At 34.1% G+C, this 17454-nt stretch carries 16 protein-coding genes; 7 read left to right on the plus strand and 9 right to left on the minus strand.

Features of this window, described 5'->3' with window-relative positions:
- Window positions 1–17: 17 nt before the first annotated feature.
- The gene (locus QLQ95_RS17195; protein ID WP_320492492.1) at window positions 18–359 is read left to right on the plus strand and encodes a helix-turn-helix domain-containing protein; all 342 of its coding nucleotides are present in this window, start codon (window positions 18–20) and stop codon (window positions 357–359) included.
- Window positions 360–850: 491 nt separating this feature from the next.
- On the opposite strand, the gene QLQ95_RS17200 is transcribed toward QLQ95_RS17195, so the two are convergent.
- Window positions 851–4159 (minus strand): ABC transporter permease/M1 family aminopeptidase, encoded by a 3309-nt coding sequence (locus tag QLQ95_RS17200; RefSeq protein ID WP_482500775.1) that lies wholly within the window; start codon window positions 4157–4159, stop codon window positions 851–853.
- Between the two features lie 63 nt (window positions 4160–4222).
- Window positions 4223–5110, minus strand: a complete 888-nt coding sequence (locus QLQ95_RS17205) for an ABC transporter ATP-binding protein (protein ID WP_482500776.1) — start codon at window positions 5108–5110, stop codon at window positions 4223–4225.
- A gap of 204 nt (window positions 5111–5314) precedes the next feature.
- On the opposite strand from QLQ95_RS17205, the gene QLQ95_RS17210 reads away from it, so the two are divergent.
- Together QLQ95_RS17210 and QLQ95_RS17215 are read left to right on the plus strand one after the other, a co-directional pair.
- Window positions 5315–6145: a sensor histidine kinase gene (locus tag QLQ95_RS17210; protein WP_320492495.1), complete on the plus strand. Its 831-nt coding sequence runs from the start codon at window positions 5315–5317 to the stop codon at window positions 6143–6145.
- Window positions 6145–6849, plus strand: coding sequence for a LytR/AlgR family response regulator transcription factor (locus QLQ95_RS17215; RefSeq protein WP_320492496.1), 705 nt, complete (start codon window positions 6145–6147; stop codon window positions 6847–6849). Before QLQ95_RS17210 ends, QLQ95_RS17215 begins: the two co-directional genes overlap by 1 nt.
- On the opposite strand, the gene QLQ95_RS17220 is transcribed toward QLQ95_RS17215, so the two are convergent.
- Window positions 6844–7548 carry a LytR/AlgR family response regulator transcription factor gene (locus QLQ95_RS17220; protein ID WP_320492497.1) on the minus strand — a complete coding sequence of 235 codons (705 nt, stop codon included), beginning with the start codon at window positions 7546–7548 and terminating at the stop codon, window positions 6844–6846. The two genes, QLQ95_RS17215 and QLQ95_RS17220, sit on opposite strands and share 6 nt — an antisense overlap.
- Window positions 7545–8663: a sensor histidine kinase gene (locus tag QLQ95_RS17225; protein ID WP_482500778.1), complete on the minus strand. Its 1119-nt coding sequence runs from the start codon at window positions 8661–8663 to the stop codon at window positions 7545–7547. Before QLQ95_RS17225 ends, QLQ95_RS17220 begins: the two co-directional genes overlap by 4 nt.
- Window positions 8664–8879: 216 nt before the next feature.
- Here QLQ95_RS17225 and QLQ95_RS17230 point away from each other — a divergent pair, with 216 nt between their 5' ends.
- Window positions 8880–10133 (plus strand): S41 family peptidase, encoded by a 1254-nt coding sequence (locus tag QLQ95_RS17230; protein ID WP_482500780.1) that lies wholly within the window; start codon window positions 8880–8882, stop codon window positions 10131–10133.
- Window positions 10134–10600: 467 nt separating this feature from the next.
- Here the strand turns inward: QLQ95_RS17230 and QLQ95_RS17235 are convergent, their stop codons facing one another.
- Window positions 10601–12094: a PAS domain-containing sensor histidine kinase gene (locus QLQ95_RS17235; RefSeq protein WP_482504064.1), complete on the minus strand. Its 1494-nt coding sequence runs from the start codon at window positions 12092–12094 to the stop codon at window positions 10601–10603.
- Between the two features lie 213 nt (window positions 12095–12307).
- Here QLQ95_RS17235 and QLQ95_RS17240 point away from each other — a divergent pair, with 213 nt between their 5' ends.
- Window positions 12308–12499, plus strand: a complete 192-nt coding sequence (locus QLQ95_RS17240; RefSeq protein WP_320492501.1) for a cold-shock protein — start codon at window positions 12308–12310, stop codon at window positions 12497–12499.
- A gap of 323 nt (window positions 12500–12822) precedes the next feature.
- Here the strand turns inward: QLQ95_RS17240 and QLQ95_RS17245 are convergent, their stop codons facing one another.
- Window positions 12823–13185 (minus strand): winged helix-turn-helix transcriptional regulator, encoded by a 363-nt coding sequence (locus QLQ95_RS17245; protein ID WP_320492502.1) that lies wholly within the window; start codon window positions 13183–13185, stop codon window positions 12823–12825.
- 125 nt (window positions 13186–13310) lie between these two features.
- Here QLQ95_RS17245 and QLQ95_RS17250 point away from each other — a divergent pair, with 125 nt between their 5' ends.
- Window positions 13311–13754 (plus strand): nuclear transport factor 2 family protein, encoded by a 444-nt coding sequence (locus QLQ95_RS17250; protein WP_320492503.1) that lies wholly within the window; start codon window positions 13311–13313, stop codon window positions 13752–13754.
- Window positions 13755–14037: 283 nt separating this feature from the next.
- Here QLQ95_RS17250 and QLQ95_RS17255 read toward each other — a convergent pair whose 3' ends face one another.
- The 3 genes from QLQ95_RS17255 to QLQ95_RS17265 form a co-directional block, all read right to left on the minus strand.
- A complete protein-coding gene (locus QLQ95_RS17255) occupies window positions 14038–14385 on the minus strand; it encodes a carboxypeptidase-like regulatory domain-containing protein (RefSeq protein WP_320492504.1) in 348 nt (115 codons plus the stop codon).
- An 80-nt stretch (window positions 14386–14465) separates the two neighbouring features.
- Window positions 14466–15131 carry a hypothetical protein gene (locus QLQ95_RS17260; RefSeq protein WP_320492505.1) on the minus strand — a complete coding sequence of 222 codons (666 nt, stop codon included), beginning with the start codon at window positions 15129–15131 and terminating at the stop codon, window positions 14466–14468.
- Window positions 15132–15282: 151 nt separating this feature from the next.
- The gene (locus QLQ95_RS17265; protein ID WP_320492506.1) at window positions 15283–16158 is read right to left on the minus strand and encodes an AraC family transcriptional regulator; all 876 of its coding nucleotides are present in this window, start codon (window positions 16156–16158) and stop codon (window positions 15283–15285) included.
- A 351-nt stretch (window positions 16159–16509) separates the two neighbouring features.
- On the opposite strand from QLQ95_RS17265, the gene QLQ95_RS17270 reads away from it, so the two are divergent.
- Entirely contained in the window at window positions 16510–16953 is a 444-nt protein-coding gene (locus tag QLQ95_RS17270) for a recombinase family protein (protein WP_482500781.1), read from the plus strand.
- The last annotated feature ends 501 nt before the right edge of the window (window positions 16954–17454 follow it).

The raw sequence follows: 17454 nt of genomic DNA on the forward strand, positions 1-17454 counted from the left end.
TATTAAAAACGACAGTTATGGACACAAACGAAATCTCTTTTGAGAACCTGCCCAAAGCAGTAGCGCACTTAGTGAAAGAAATTGCCGAGATCAAAGTTCTGATTCAGAATGTGCAGGTATATGAATCTAAAGAAAAAAGCATTCCAATCGGCATTCATGAAGCAAGCCGGCTGATAGGGAAAGCGAAGCCTACAATTTACGCTCTTGTGCAGCAGAGAAAAATTCCCTGCTATAAATATGGCAAAAAGCTGTATTTTTTTGAAGAAGAGCTTTTAGAATGGATTTCTAAAGGGAAAAGGAAAACCGTAGAGGAAATCGAAACAGAAGCGATGAAATTGAATCATAACCGGAAGAAATAGCCGGCAGGAATACCTTTGCCGCTCGATTACATCCTCAAAAAGAAAAATACAGCTTCTTTTTAGTATTTTGTGCTTTAACACGATTTGAACCGTTCCAAGAGCAGGATTGAACCTTAAGCCCGAAACCGCTTTCAATGCAGCTTCTGTTTAACGTTAACTAACTGATTAACGGTGGTATGTTTTTGTTAGAAATTTATTAAAAATACTGGATTCTAAACTAAATTAACCCAGCTTTTAAAATCCCCATTAACATTGATCCAAATTTCATGAAGCAGGAAATGAGTTGCATTTCATGCCAAAATTTGTAATGATTGATTTCTGCTGGCTGCAGACTTAACTTTTAGCCACAAAAAAAGTATTAGCTCTACCTTTAATTTTCAAAATACTTGCCCGAAAATGTACAGGCAAGTATTGTTATGAAAATAATTCCAGCATAAATTTTAGCCATTATTATTTTATTTTTTTACTGCGAATAATTAATAAAATAGGAATCATTTATCGCTAAAAATAATATTGCTATCGAATTCCGTTTTTTCAAACAAACTATACACTTTATGACGCAAAGAAACAGGGGTGACTTCAATAAAATAAGTCAGCAGTTCTTTTGATGTTGGATAATTAGGAGTTTTTGATTTCAATTTTCCGTTAGAATTGTTCCAATCACGAATAAACCTTTTTAAAGCAAGATTAACCTTTTCTTCCCCAATATAATTCTGAAGAGCGTACATAACTAAAATTCCTTTTGCATTGAATATATAATCTTGTTTTTCAACTAATTCTAATGGTGCTTCTTGATTAGTATATCTCTTTTTTGCCTGCAGATAGACTTCTTGTTCTTTTTGCAGAAGCTGCTCTATTTTTTCTTTGGAGTATTTCTTTTTCATCACCACTAAGGCAGCATATTGGGCCAGGGTCTCCAAAATCATATTTTTTCCTTGAACATTAGCCGCCTGCAGCTGCATTCCCCACCATTGGTGTGCTAATTCATGCGCTGTTCTGTAGAGAATAATATCCACATCTGATTGGTCATCAATATTGAGCATAAACTCATTGGATTCCGAAAATGTCACTGCACCGGAGAACGACTCTGCTTGCTGGGTGTAAGCAGGAGTTTCTATGATTCGAATATTGCTGTGCTGATAAGGGCCGTAATTTGCAGAAAAATAATCAAAAGATAATTTGAAAGCCTGGATCATTCTCTCCACGTTATATTGATGTCCTTTTTGATAATAGATTTCCAAATCTACGGGGACTGCCGAACTATTATTTTTAGGGTGCCATCTGCTTTTGGAAACTTCATAATCTGCCGATATTATCGCATACTGATTTACTATGGGGTTATCTGTTTTATAATGGAAATAGGAACGACTGCCTAATGTCCATCTCTTTTGTAAAGTGCCTGAGGAAATTGCCTTTTGCCTTTTTTCTGTCCCGATAGTAACTTCAAAATTGATTAAATCAGCGCTGCCTCCGGTACCTGCATAAGTTAATTCCGTTTTATCGTTTCTTTTGGCCATTCCTTTTGCAGCCGGAAGTTCAAATTCTGCCCTGATTCTAGTATCATCAAGCTCGTATTCTTTGCTGTAGCCCAAAGTTGGAAATGCTTTATTTGTCAAGAATGTACCGTTTTGAAGTACACTGCTGTTAGAATCATTTTCTTTGAAACCTTTTGTTGTATAGGTCTGTTTAAATTTCATTTTAACGGCTTCCCCCCCCTGTAATGCTTTCTTTAAGGTGTAGATGTAAAAACCGTATTGTTTATAGTGTTTATCTAAAAAAACTTCCCGTCCAAAATTTACTTCTTCTAGATTTATTTCCGAGCCCAACGGTTTTTGCAGATAGATTTTATAAATAGGTTCTTTTAAGGTATTGCTAAGGATGTAATAACCTTGAACGGTATAAGCTCTGGTTTTTGGATACAGCTCAACTTGCAGCTTAACATCGGTAATTTTAGGCTGCGGCAGATATTCAAACCTTTTGAGCGTTTTTTCATAATCTGCCTTAAATTTTAATCCTTCAGCCGTGTTTTGATATTGGTTAAGGATATTGGTATTGTAGAAAATATAACTTCCCAGCAAAGCAAATACCAGTAATACTGACAATACAAATTGGAGCAACGGTTTTGTAAATCGCTGCATACCCAGCTCGATGCGTTTTTTTAAACTGGTTTCAGTGCCCCTGACAGAGAGAATCGAAGCGAGGATTAGCAAGAGAATGCCAAATGCAATCCAATATGCCTTAATCCACAAATAGGATACTAGAAAGTGACCGTAACCATTCATGTCTGAATAGGAACCCAGACCGCTCCCGCCAAATTTGTAAAGATCGTGCTCGAAACCAAAAAAATCCGAAACAGTATTTAGGATAACAAAAAACATTACTAAAATAAAGCCTGTGAATTTATTATTTGTCAGCGCCTGAAAGAAAAAAGATATAAAAGTGTACAAAACCAGAAAGGGAAAAAACTCAATAAAAAAGCCATAGAAATAAATATCCAGTTCATAGTGATACCAGCCGTTTGCCGTTTGAAAGGTAATCCCAAATATAATTAGCGAGAGTATAAGTACGATATAAATCAATAAAAGGCCCAGGAATTTGCTCAGCAGGCTTATAATACCTGATATGGATGTTGCGTCATAGATTAAATCCAGCTTAATTTCTCTTTCTTTCCAAATGAGCTCGCCAGAATAGAAGATTAGTATTATTACAAAAAAATATAGCGATAATTCTTTTAATTCTTTTATAACAAGATAGGTTGTAGGATAACTGGCAGCATCATATGCAGTATTCAGATTAATAGAGTTTATTAAAATGATAATTAATGCACAGATGATAATAGCCCAGAATGATACCTGCTTACAAATGGATATAAAATAAAACCATGTAAGTTGTAATAGCTGAACAAATTGTGATTTAAAATTATACTGTATTAATACTATGGGGATTTTGAGATTCTCGTTAGCGGCAGTAGTTAAGTCATGGATAGTCTTTATTTTTTTCTCTTTAGGTTTTTTGTTTTTTGCTATACTAAAATTAAACTTGAAGTACCCTACTATTAAAATAAGCATTCCTAGAAAAACCCAGAATAATTTATTGTATAGAAGCACACCAGTAAAAGGAACAAGTGTTGAATTGCGTTCTGCCGCTGTAAACAAGGCATTCATATCAGTGAGCGTTGTCAGGGAAAAAGGATCTAAAAGGGCTTGCAGGAAATCGTTCTTTATAGATTTTGTCAATAGAAAGGGAACAAAAAGAAGTACTCCCTGTGTATAGACTACCATTAAGTTTCTGCTTAAAGCGCCACTAACAAAAAACAATGACGATCCAAAAAACAGCATGGGCAGCACTATAATTATAAAGGGCTGAATGTAAGCTGAAAAGTTAAAAGGCATTAAATTTTCCGGATAACGCCAAGGCATAAATTCTCCCAAAGCAAATCCTAATAAAAGCCCTGTAAATACAAACAATAATACTGCAAAAGAGCCTAGAAACCGGCCTGCTAAATAATCCCGCTTTTGGATTGGATTAACAAATAATAGGGATTCTACATTGTATTGATAGTCCCGCAATACTGAAACACCCATAATCAAAGAAGTCACCATCATTAAAATTGCGGCAACAGCAGCCATTGCTTTAGCTATTACTATAGGCGCATTTGTTTTTACGGAACCCATATCAATCCCTTGAAAGACAAAGTCCACACCCGCAAGGGAGAAGAAGAATATAAAAATAAAAAAGATATAGGTGTCAGGGCGTTTTATTCTGTATTGGATTTCGAATTTAAATATGTCGTACCACATGGTTAATCGTTAATTTTAATAGATTAGAATAGAAAATTTTACTTGATTAAGTATTCAGGAGAATTAAAGTTTCTTTTTAGAACTGGCAAGAATCTGCGAAAAGTACACATCTTCTAAACCGGCATTTACTGAGATAAAACCATTTTTCGGATTGTTTTCACTGATGACATGAATTATAGGTTTTCCAAGAAATAATTTTTCTGCAATTACGTTGTATTCTTTCTTATACTCTTCCAATTCATTTTTATGAATTGTTTTTTGATATATTTTTCCTTCAGTCTGGTTTATTAGTTCCAAAGGATTTCCTTTAAGAAGCACTTCTCCCTTATTGATGATGGCCATGTTGGTGCACAATTCCTTTACATCATCCACGATATGTGTTGATAGTATTACCACTGTGTTTTCACTAAGCTCGCTTAAGATGTTATAAAACCGGTTTCTTTCAACAGGATCGAGTCCGGCAGTGGGCTCATCAACAATAAGTAATTTTGGGTTATTGAGTAATGCCTGCGCGATGCCAAAACGCTGTTTCATTCCGCCTGAAAATCCGCTGAGGTTTTGGTTTTTTACCTCATATAAATTAGTCTTATGCAATAGCGCATCCACTATTTCGCGGCGTTCTTTTTGATTAGTAATTCCTTTTAACACCGCTAAGTGGTGCAGGAGAACTTCAGCAGAAATTTTAGGGTACAAACCAAATTGCTGGGGCAGGTATCCCAATACTTTTCTTAGTTCATGTTTCTGCGTAAGGGCATCTATATCTCCGAGTTTCACGCTGCCGGAGTCTGCCTCTTGTAATGTGGCGATTGTTCTCATTAAAGTTGATTTTCCTGCACCATTGGGACCTAAAAGGCCAAACATGCCTACCGGAATATCCAGCGTTATGTTTTGCAGTGCGTTTACACCATTAGAATAGGTTTTGGAGAGATTGGAAATACTAAGACTGTTCATTTGTTTGAGTTTAAATTTTAAACAAACGTATTTTCTTAGCTGATATCAATAAAGTAAATGTGATGAACCAGTGTGTTTTGTGATACAAATATACAGGGTGCTCATAAAGTGTTTTCATCACTTATTTCTGGCCGTTGAAAGGGCTGTGCGCATTGTTTGTCAACTTATTTTATCAATAATTTTTATTAATTTACATTTGTGATTATGATTTTAACAACTAACAATAACAAGAGGAATATCATCGGGGCAATTGCTTTAGTTTTAGCAGGAGTTCCAATAGTGGTAATATTTTTTATAGTAATTACCTCGAATAAGGATTCTGTAGTACTTTTTGAAAACTATAGTCCAAAAGTCAGCATTCCGATTATCAGTTTTTATTTCCTGCTCTATCTGGCATTATTTTGCTTTGGCATTTATTGGCTGGTAAAACAAATTTTGTTTATTATTAAATTAAAAAACGAAAACGGAAAAATGGAACTGCTGCATCTGCAGAATCAGGTAAATCCCCATTTCTTTTTTAATATGCTCAATAATTTGTACGGCTGGGTGGCAAAGGATCAAAAAAAAGCACAGGAGTTAATTTTGAAACTTTCCGATATGATGCGTTACAGTATTTATGAAGGCCGGAAGGATTTTGTTACGATAGGAGAGGAAATTGCCTATTTAAAAAACTACATCGACTTGCATACTTTACGCTATCACAAAAAGATAAACGTAAATTTTGAAACTACTGTGGAGGATGATCAGCTTAAAATAATTCCTTTACTTTATATAATGCTTTTGGAGAATGCATTTAAACACGGTGTCGAAAATTTAAGAGAAAATGCATTTGTTACTATTAAACTTAGTTCAAATAATAATACTATATCTTTTAAAGTAGAGAATAACTATGATACGGATTTAGTAAGTCAATCATCTGGTATCGGTATTAAGAATTTGAAAAGAAGATTAGAATTGGCTTATCCAAAAAAGCATGAGTTCTGGGTTTCAAAAAATGATACTATATACAAAGCAAATTTAATCTTAAAAGTGTAATGATCAGGTATTTAATTATAGATGATGAACATATAGCCCATGCTATTATTGAGGAGTACTGCAGCATGCTTCCCAATATGCAGTTAAAAAAGAATTGTTATGATGCCTTAGAGGCCCTTGATTATTTAAGAAATCATACTGTAGATTTAATTTTCTTAGATCTAAATATGCCCAAATTAAAGGGATTTGATTTTTTAAAAACACTGGCATCTGCACCCAAAATTATTGTTACGACGGCTTACCAGGAGTACGCAATTGAAGGTTATGAACTAAATATTATTGACTACCTCTTAAAACCATTTGGTTTTGAACGTTTTTTAAAAGCGATAAACAAAATTTCCAGTTTGACTTCTAAAGTAAGTATCAATCCTGGGCAGGATGAATATTCAAGAAGCATTTTTTTACGTGCAGATAAAAAACACATACAGATTTTTATTGGTATGATCTTATATGTCGAAGCATCGGGAAACTACGTTAAAGTAATTACCAAAAATGACAATTCAATACTTGTTAGAGAAAAACTCTCTGATTTGATGGAATTACTGCCTAAAAATGATTTTATGCAGGTACATAAATCCTTTGCTGTTGCCATTAAACATATTAAAAGTGTGGAAGGAAACAGGATCAAAATCGGTGATTTTACAATTCCTATTGGTAAACTGTATAAGATAAATGTAAATGGGTTATTAAATTCAAAATTATAAAAGCATCATAATGTTTTCTTTATAAGTTTGTCCAATAGGTACTTTATATTTATCAATTAACATCCTGTTACCTTCAATCTGTTTAATTTTATCTTTTGCAGCAATAAAAGATTTATGGGTTCTTATAAAATTAAATTTTGGAAGAAGCTGTTCAAAATCTGAAATTTTCTGATGGCTTATAATCATGTCATTTTTTAGATATACTTTACAGTAATGTCCATAAGCTTCTATAAACAGTAAATCGTCAAAATGAATTTGATGGTGCTTTTTATCACCTCTTAAAAAAAAGCTATTTATATTTGGTTCTATTTCGTTTGGCGGCAATGCAACACTACTTTTTTTATTTTGAGCACTATCAAATGTCTTGTTAATGGCTTTTAGAAATCGGTCAAAGCTAAAGGGCTTTAGTAAATAATCAGAAACATTAAGTTCATAACCCTCTAAAGCAAATTCTTTATAGGCTGTTGTCACTATTATTTTAGGTGGATTGGGTAATGTTTTTAAAAAATCGAAACCGGATAATTTGGGCATATTGATATCTAAAAATAGCAAGTCTACTGCATTTTCATTTAAGAATTCCATAGCTTCAAAGGCATTATAGCAATTTCCTTTCTTTTCCAAATGGTGCAAGTTTTCACAATAGTTTTCAATAATACGATGCGCAATAGGTTCATCATCTATAATTAAATAGTGTATCATGTCATTTCTATTTTTAGATGTAATTTATAAATAGAATCTGTAATGTCAATTTTCATTTGGTGTTTGTTAGGATATAATAGTTTTAAACGCTGTCTCAAATTGTTTAATCCAATACCGGGAGTTTGAGATTCCCGCGATTCAAAGTTATTCTCAATGTCAAAACAGATTAGATTATTATAAGTTTTTAGATTAATGTGAATATAAGCATATTCCGTTAAACGCTCTACTCCATGTTTAAAGGCATTTTCTAAGGGAATAATAAAAAGTAAAGGCGCAATTTTATAGTCAGACTGCCCATCATGACTAAAAGTAATATCGACCTTTTTTTGATATCTTATTTTATGCAGCTCAATGTAATTCCTTAAATATTCTATTTCATCCTTTAATGGTATGATATCTTCTTTTCCCATATAAATGGTATAGCGCATTATTTCAGATAATTTTAAAACAACATATGGAGCATCCTCGGATTTCTCTATTATTAGACCATATAGATTATTTAAAGTATTGAAAAAAAAGTGCGGATTGATTTGGCTTTTGAGTAACGATAACTCTGCTTTGGCTTTTTTTGACTCAATTGTTTTGAGCCATTTCCATTGCTGATAGAACCAAATTAAAAGTAACACGAAAAAGGGAGCAGTCAGGATAATTTTAATCTCTTTTTCCTGCTGAAAATAATTATTAAAATTAGTATGAACCCTTATATAGTAGAAGTAGCCTAGAGCCAGAACATAAAAACCGAGTACAATCAATGCATGCTTCTTAAAATAGGAAGGCGCTATAATGGAAAAAAAAGATAATCCAATACCAACTAATCCTATAAATGTTACCGGATTATCAATTATTTTGGAATTCATGTCGTTTATAATGATTGCCCAAAAAAAGGCAATCAAGATAAGCAGCTTTAAGCTAGTGGCTTTATGCTGTTTTAAAAATGAATAATAATGAATAGGCAGTGAGATTATCAGCCAGCTAAAAATGAAACTCAGTGTGTTGGACAATAGGGCGGTATTATCAATGTAAATAAAATGAAAATATAACAAAACAACCACTATTATCCTTTGGATCACCAATCCATATATAAAAGCTTTGTACTTTTTAAGAAATTCAGCCATGAGTCAAAATTAACAAAAATTGACTTTTTTTCTCTTCAATGTGCATCAATTCACTAAAATGAGACATAAACACTAATATTTTCGACTTCAACTAGATTTGATTATGCAAATTAATTGTATGTGCTAACTATTTAAAGGTTCATGAAAAAAGTTTTAAACCATTTTAGTCTGCAGATAGGTTTGCTGTAAATTATAAATATTTAAAAATAAAACATTATGAAAAACCATTTTAAAATGATGCTGCTAATGCTGCTTTTAATTGTACAAAACGCAATGGCACAAGACAGTAAACGGCTATTGGATACAAAAGATAAAAAGGCCATTGTATCGGCAGTAAAAACTCATATTGAAAAATCTTATATCGATTTAGATTTGTCAAAAAGAATGACAATTGAACTGGATAAAAATTTAAAGTCTAATAAATATAAAGAAATTACAAGTCCTGTTGAGTTCTCTAAAATACTAACCCAAGATTTACAACGTATCAGCAAAGATTTACATCTAAAAGTTCGATTTGAACCTGAGCATATTGCCAGGGAAAAGAATGTTATTTCTCAGGAAGCGCAATTAGAAATGGAGAAAAGAATGGCTTTGCAAATGGCCGAAATTAATTACGGATTTACAGAGGTAAAAATATTGGACGGAAATATTGGCTATTTAAATTTAAACCAATTTGCAGATATAAAATATGCAGAAGAAACAGCAACAGCTGCAATGAATTTTTTAAGCAATACCAACGCATTCATTATCGACCTGCGCGCTAATGGAGGAGGTGTTCCAAATATGATGCAGTTATTATCGAGTTACTTCTTTGAAGAAAAACCTGTTTTATTAAGTGATTTTTATGAACGGGAAACCAATCAAAAAACACAGCTATATTCGTTTGAAAATGTAAACGGAAAACGAAGTGCAAACAAGCCGCTTTATATTCTAACCAGTAAGCACACTTTTTCGGCGGCAGAAGCATTTACTTATACTTTAAAACATTTGGATAAAGCTATTGTAGTTGGCGAAGTTACCAAAGGTGGTGCCAATAGAACTAAACGAATTAATTTGAATGACGGATTCACAATATCAGTGCCTTACCTGCGGTCGATTAATCCGGTTACAAAAACAAACTGGGAAGCAAAAGGTGTTCAGCCCGATATAGAAACTAGTGAAAAAGAAGCCTTTGTCTATGCGTATATAGATGCTGTAAAAAAAACAATGAAAAAAAATAAGAGTACTGTATTGAACAAAATTGGCTATGCGTTTTTACAAGATAAACAAATGGATAACGCACTGATTGTATTTCAGGAGAATGTAAAATTATTTCCAAATGATTCCAATTCCTGGGATAGTTTAGGTGAAGCGTATTTTCTAAATCAGGATAAAGAGAACGCATTGAAATCGTATAAAAAAGTTTTAGAATTAGATCCTAATTCAGAATCAACAAAAGCAATGATTCAGAAATTAGAAAGTATGAAGTGATACGAAATCTATAAACAAAAGTAAGATGAATGTATTAATCCAAAAAATATATAAAAAATGGCGCCAATTGTCTTCAATCGGCGCCATTTGGCTATAGTGGCAGGAACGGACAAATTTCTATAAATTTTATGGAAGATTTGCGGAAATTGGCGTACTACTGGTAGGGCGTGACTTTCAGTGGCTTGGGCAATTTGATGCTGACTGGCTCACTGTAATTAATGAGGCTCAAAGTATGACAATATTTTTAAGGACTAATCGTCCACGTCCGGATAAATAAAGAAATTCATATTATTGATCTGTCAAATGTATTTAGATTTCATAAATATTCCCAGTGCTATTGAAAGTACGTCCTTGTATATTCTAATTGGTATGTTTGATTTATGTTGTTGTTTTATTTCTGAGACATTTATAACAGCGTTATTTTATTTCCATTACAGCAGTGACGGCAGGCTTTGATAACTATAGCTTTAAATAGTATGCTTTGCATGTATTAAAGGGAGTATCACGGTAAATTCAGCCCCACTGTCTTTTTCGCCAGATGCACTAATTCTTCCATTGTGTCTTTTTACTATTTTTTGGCACAATGCAAGCCCCAGACCATTGCCCTCGTATTGGTCTTTGGAATGGAGACGTTCAAATGGAGTAAATATTCTTTCACTAAATGCCGGATCAAGCCCGATACCATTGTCCTTAATTTTGATCTCTACAGATTTTATTCCTTTATGATCGATTAGTGCTGAAGAAATGATTACCCTTGGGGGCTGGTCTGCTTTTGAAAATTTTAAGGCGTTTTGCATCAGGTTGTAAAAAAGCTGGCTGATGAGAATAGGGGCCCCTTCCATTTCAGGGAGTTCACAAGTAATTAAAATAGCATCTTTTTCTTTAATGACAAGTTCAAGATCCGTTTTAATATTTTCAATAATTTGATTGAGGTCAATTTTCTCGAAGGGCTGACTAGTTTTGTCAAGAGTAGAATAGGTTAAAATGCCTTCTATTATATTTTCCATTCTCTTTGCGGACTGATCAATTTTTAATGTATATTTTTCTGAATTTCTATAAAAACCAGATTTGCTCTCATCACTAAGCAGCGTATTGAAAATTTTAATTTTTCGAACAGGCTCCCGGAGATCATGGCTGACAATTCCTGCAAAATGAAGAAGATCATTATTGGAGCGTGTCAGCTCTTCTGTCTGATTTTCAACCTGTTTTTTTAGCTCTTCTTCAAATGCTCGGTGTTCTTGAATATCCTGAATGACACCGATAATAGTTTTGGGAATGCCGTTTTCATTATTTATGATTTTACCGCTAATTTTGACCCATTTTGCAGATTGATTATTGCTTATAATTCTGGCTTCATAGCTTATTTCTCCGGTATTCAGAGCCTCCTTATGCGCCTTTTCCCGTACAGGCAGATCATCGGGATGCAGTCGGGAAATCAGTTCATCAGTGCTTATTTCTTTATCAATAGAGCAGATGGCATTAAAATTCCCGGAAGTTTTAATTTTTTTTGTGGCCAGGTCAATTTCGTAGGTTCCTATACCCGAAGCGTCAATTGCCATGGTAAGTTTTTCATTTGAACTTTTCACCTCTTCTTTAGCCTTATTAAGATCTGTTACATCGGTTCCTGTATTGAGTACACCGTATACTTCTCCCTTTTCATTAAATAGGGGAATAAAACAGTAATTAAAATAGTGTTCGGTCATGATACCCTCGATAATAAGGTCCACTTTTTTATTTTTGGCATGAAATGCAATGCCGGTTTTCAGCACAGTCAGCGCCTGATCAAAAATTTGCTGATCCTTAATTTCAGGGACTATATCAAGATAGTTTTTTCCAATTACCTGATCTCCTTTACCCCAGGTCTTAATCATGGCAGGATTGGCAATCTCAATGGTTAAATTATTTCCCACATACACTGCAACAGGCAGGGGAAGGGAATCAACTATATTATTCAAAAGCATCGGATTTTGGTACATAGCGATTTTGTTTTGGTACCTGCGAATCTAACTAGAATTTTTTAAAGAATCTTTACATTACATTTTTAAAGTGTTTCACAATTTCAATTAAAATATTAAAACTATTCAATTGTATATTATTTGGTTTTAAAAATAAAAATCTCAATTTCAGTAAGTTCCGATTAAATAAGCTATCTTTAAGCAATTAAATACATTAAAATGCAAGAAGGTACAGTAAAATTTTTCAATGAAGAAAAAGGTTTCGGATTCATAACTCCTAATAATGGAGGGGACGAAGTTTTTGTTCATGCTTCAGGTCTATCAGAAAACATTCGTCAAAACGACGAAGTAAGATATGACATCGAAGAAGGCCGTAAAGGTCCAAACGCAGTAAACGTAGTTGTAGCATAATATACTATCATAGTTAACTTATAAAGGCACCTCTAATCAGGTGCCTTTTTTGTTTTATGGATGTGGTGTATATATTATTAGTATTTATTTTTCAGGAGCTCTTCCCGCTGTAAGATGCACCCGAGCGACAGCGAACTGGCGAAGCAATCTTTTGCCCAGCCTCGGGTCAATTGTATGTAATATTATTTTTTAGGAGCTTTTTCCCGCTATTCGCTGCAATCTTTTGCGCCGAACCCCGGCACAAAAGGATTTCCATTGCACACAAGCGAAGCGAACTGGCGAAGCAATCGGGGCTAAAGGCCTATGGGGCCTTATTTTAGAATTCATTCAGCATATAAAGATTTGTGGCGTTTTCCCCACTGTTCCATCTGCTGGATTATCGGTTTTAATTCACAGCCGATTTCTGTCAGCTCATATTCTACTTTAGCAGGGATCTGGGCATATGCCTTCCTCTTAATGATATGATCCTGTTCCAGTTTTCGCAGCTGCAGGGTCAGCATACGCTCTGTTATATTGGGTATGGATTTTCTTAATTCGCTAAAACGCATTTTGCCCTGCAGCAGCCAGGAACAGATTACAAGTGACCACTGGCCGCCAATTATGTTTGCCGCGTAGACCTCTGAACACTCTTCTCCCAGGATTTTCTTATTTTCAAAATTGGTGCTTGTCACCTTAACTTTCGACATAACTTACATTTTTGATAGTACCTTACAATTGGCTGTCCATACAGCCGCTATGGCTTTTATGTTATAGCTTTGCAGCACTATTTTAATTAAATAATATAAAGTTCAAAATTAAATCAAAAAAGGCAATGATGAAAAAAGGCTTCACAACTATTTTATTATTGACGGGGGTACTCAGCATTTATTCTCAAAATGAAAACCTGAAATTAAAAAAGACAACGAACATGAAAAACACAGCTTTATTAGTTAATGCAAACCAGCATGTAAGAAAAGGAGAGTACGAAGCGTATCTATCGTATCTCACTGAAGATACCAAATGGGAATTTGTAGGGGAAAGGACCCTTTTAGGAAAAGAAGCAGTTAGGCAGTATATAAAAGATTTTTACCTTGCACCGCCGGTATTTGATATGGAAAAAGCCATAGAACAGGGCGACTTTGTAACGGCGACAGGCAGCATTGCCCTCAAAAATGTAAATGGAGAGTATGATCACTATTCCTATTGTGACATCTGGCGGTTTGATAATGGTAAAATAGCCGAACTCAAGGCATTTGTTATTGAGAAAAAATCCTGACTTATCTAAAAACTGCATGTTATGCCTGCTAATTTTTAAAGAAAAAAAGTTTCAGAGTTTGATTTTGTGCTAATGAAGAAAAAAAAGCGTGCGTGCCGGCTCAAAAGGTGCGCATTTTCTCTTTCACGTATTATCCAGTGCACCATCCTGACAATCTTTAATTTTTTAAATAAGGCCAGCAATATTTATAGGGAATTTAAAAAAAGTAATTAGGCGCCAAAAAAATATATTTAAAATTTTTAATTTCCCCAATATTTTTCCAGTAATCCTTGGTTTTATAATTTTACCAGGTATTTTGTAAAACGATTTCTCCGACTGATTCGTTTTTATTTCCAACTGTTTTTATAATGCTGTACCTTGTATAATTTTCAACTGTAACTTCAATAAGATAAGTTCCTGAGTTAAGGTTTTTTATTAAAAATTCTCCATTATCATCTCTGGCTTTAAAATCTTGGATTATTTTTTTTTGATTTGTAAAAGTATTAAGTTCAAAAACCTTAATCGAGAATGATTCAATAGGACTAAATCCACTATCTACAATCCTTCCCCAGATGTTAAAAGTTTCCTTCAGTGATGGAGCAGCAAAAAGGGGAATAGAAAGCAAGATAATGAAAAGTATTCTTTTCAGCATAACATTATAGGGGTTAAAACAGTTGATAAAGAGTTTTTATACGAAAGCGAAACTCTATGATTAGAGATTAGGTAATGGTTTTATTTTTTATAATTTATCTTAATGATTTTAAAGTCTCCTCCGCTGCTGTCTGCTGTAAACAGCCCTATTTTTCCAGGTGTTCGATTGTTTAGTTTTTCAACCATCAGCGAAGGGTCGGTTGCATTGTTTATATATGCTTTAACAGTTGTTCTGTCAATTACTAATTTCATGATAAACCAATCATTAGGGTTTGGTGGATTGATGATTTCTTTCTCAAAAACCGCATTGCTTTCCTTTCTTAATTTTTCCCAGGTAAAATCGGGATGCGAGATGTATTGCACAGCATGAATTCTCCGGACAGAATCTTTAGCAAAAAAATTGAAAGGACGGCAGTAAACAGCATCATAATTAATATCATCGACACCATGAAAGGCAATCCCAATAAAACTTCGCTGGAAAACATCCTGTCCCCGCATTTCGATTTCAATTGTGCCGTTTTTAAAGTCCCGGACAGGCAGCCAAACTATGCCTTCCTTTTTACTTTCCATTATTTTTAGATAAGCGCCGCTGTCACTGGAAACGATTTTGATCTCTCTATTTACTGATTTTAGCTTTCCTTTTTTGTACAGGCTCGCGAGTTCGAGGGTTTGTTGTCGTTGGCCCAATAAAAAGCAGGGGAGTAATATCAAAGTGAAAATAGAGCTAAATTTGATTTGCTTTTTCATTGAAATGCTATTTTAATTGTCTGCTAGTTTAAGTGTCCTACTGAGAATAGACCATATTTACTAGTGATTTCGATAAGGATGCTTGCTGTCTTTTGATAAAGATATTCTCATGTACAAATATATCATACATGTAAAATAGAATAGTTACCAGTTAGATAACAGAACTACCATTTTGATAAGCATTTCTGAATTCTTTTGGTGAGATCCCTGTCTGTGCCTTGAAGAAACGTGTCAGATGATTGGCTTGGGAGAATTGCAATAGGTATGAAATTTCATTTATATTAAGGTTGGTATAAGACAGCAGGGACTTTATTTCAAAAAGAATAAATTCATTTACCATTTCAGAAACGGTAACCCCGAACTGCTTTTTGATGCATTTGTTTAATGTTACCCTGCTGATACCTAACTGCTGCGCGTAATGGTCTATATTTCTTGTCGTGCGGACTTCATTTTGCAGAATCTCTTTAAACATAAATGCAATGCTGTTATTTTCTGTTTCTGAAGACAGAAGGTAATGCTCTGCATAGGCCCGGTTGAGTTTGATTAGTATAAAGTACAGCAGTGCCCTTATAATATGTTCGCTGTCGGATCTAAATGTTTTGATCTCACTGAGCAGCTCCTGAATTATATTCGTTAACTGTTTAAAGAAGTCATCATTAACCTTTAGATAGAGCGGTTTGGTTTTGTTGTAGAAAAACTGCAGCCTGAAAGAGAAGAGTTTATCTGAGAAGAAATTAGATAGGAAGCTGTCCTGGAAAAAGAGGAAATAACATTCGATCTTATTCTTGTCCAAAAACCATCTTCTTTTTTGAAATGGGGAAATAAAAATGACTGTATTATCTGAAATTTCAATTCTCTGCTGGTCCAGTTCTAAACAGCCGTTTCCTTTAGAGAAAAATATAAGTTCATAAAAATCGGTATGATGAAGCTCACTTTCAAAAAAATAATGGGGGATGTCTTTATACGTGCCAATATCAATTAGGAGCTCAACATTATATTTATTTTTTAAGAATTTAAATCTCTTCATTTTTAACGTTTTTCTCATTAGTTAGATGCGGATATTTAAATTGTAAGATTGACCATCTCATTTTGCTAACGATCATCGATACAAATCCAATGCAAGCCGGTAAAAATAGTTATTTAAACGCAAATTATGCGATAGGTTTGCATTCCAAGTTTGCACCTATCCAGGTTTTGAGAGCAGCTATTCATAAATCTACGTTTTTTATCCCAGAAGCATAACCGAGAAATTCATCGTAACTTATTTGGTGAACTTCGACCAGTCGTAATCAAAAAGGCCTTTGCTCGCTCTCTTAAAAACAAAGTATAGGTCATGTATGCCTGTCTGCTTCCCGGTAAAAGTGTGCTAAAAGGGTAAATGATAAATGTTTTAAGGAAACTGGGTGTAGAGCCGCAGGCTATTGAACAGCCTGACCTCAGTGTTCCGGAAAACAAAATGATGCTGGCTTTTTATTTGGCTGCACCTGAGGTTGAAAATGACAGAAGAGCACTAAATACATTTCAAGGGCTTAGACGTGGAAAGAAAGAGGGTAGGCATATGGGAATGGCTGCTTATGGATACGCTAATAAAATAACGGAGGATGGAAAAAAGTATATTGCCATTGTACCGGATAAAGCTGTAAAGGTTATTTGGATTTTTGAACAGATTGCAAAAAATATTTTTAGTACGGAATCTATTTATCAAATGGCCAAAGAAAAAGGTTTTGCTATTTCTAAGAATAACTTGTGGCTTATTATAAGAAATCCACTTTATTGCGGAAAGATTGTTGTTCCTAAGTACAGAGATGAAGAGGAGAGATGAAGAGGAGAGATGGGGCAATGGGCAGCATGAGCCAATAATCAGTGAGGGATTATTTTATCGGGTACAGGATGTTCTTGGACCTTGACGGGATTCGAACCATTACTTTTTACTGGAGATTTGAAGCTTCTACCGTAAAGATTAGTTAGTTAGTTAGTTAGTTAGTTAGTTAGTTAGTTAGTTAGTTAGTTAGTTAGTTAGTTAGTTAGTTAGTTAGTTAGTTAGTTAGTTAGTTAGTTAGTTAGTTAGTTAGTTAGTTAGTTAGTTAGTTAGTTAGTTAGTTAGTTAGTTAGTTAGTTAGTTAGTTAGTTAGTTCTTGTTTTCTTTTTGATTGTTTTTAATTTTTGTTTTGGCCGGTGAAAGTGGGGATTGTTGGAGTGGCTTTTTATTTTAATATTTTGGCTGCTTTGTGAAATATGTCGTGAAAGAATTGTTGATATTATTTTGGAGCAGGGATTTAATACAGTTTCGAACCTAATTTCGTCAGCAATTGATTTTATTGGA

Source organism: Flavobacterium sp. B330r (assembly GCF_056824325.1).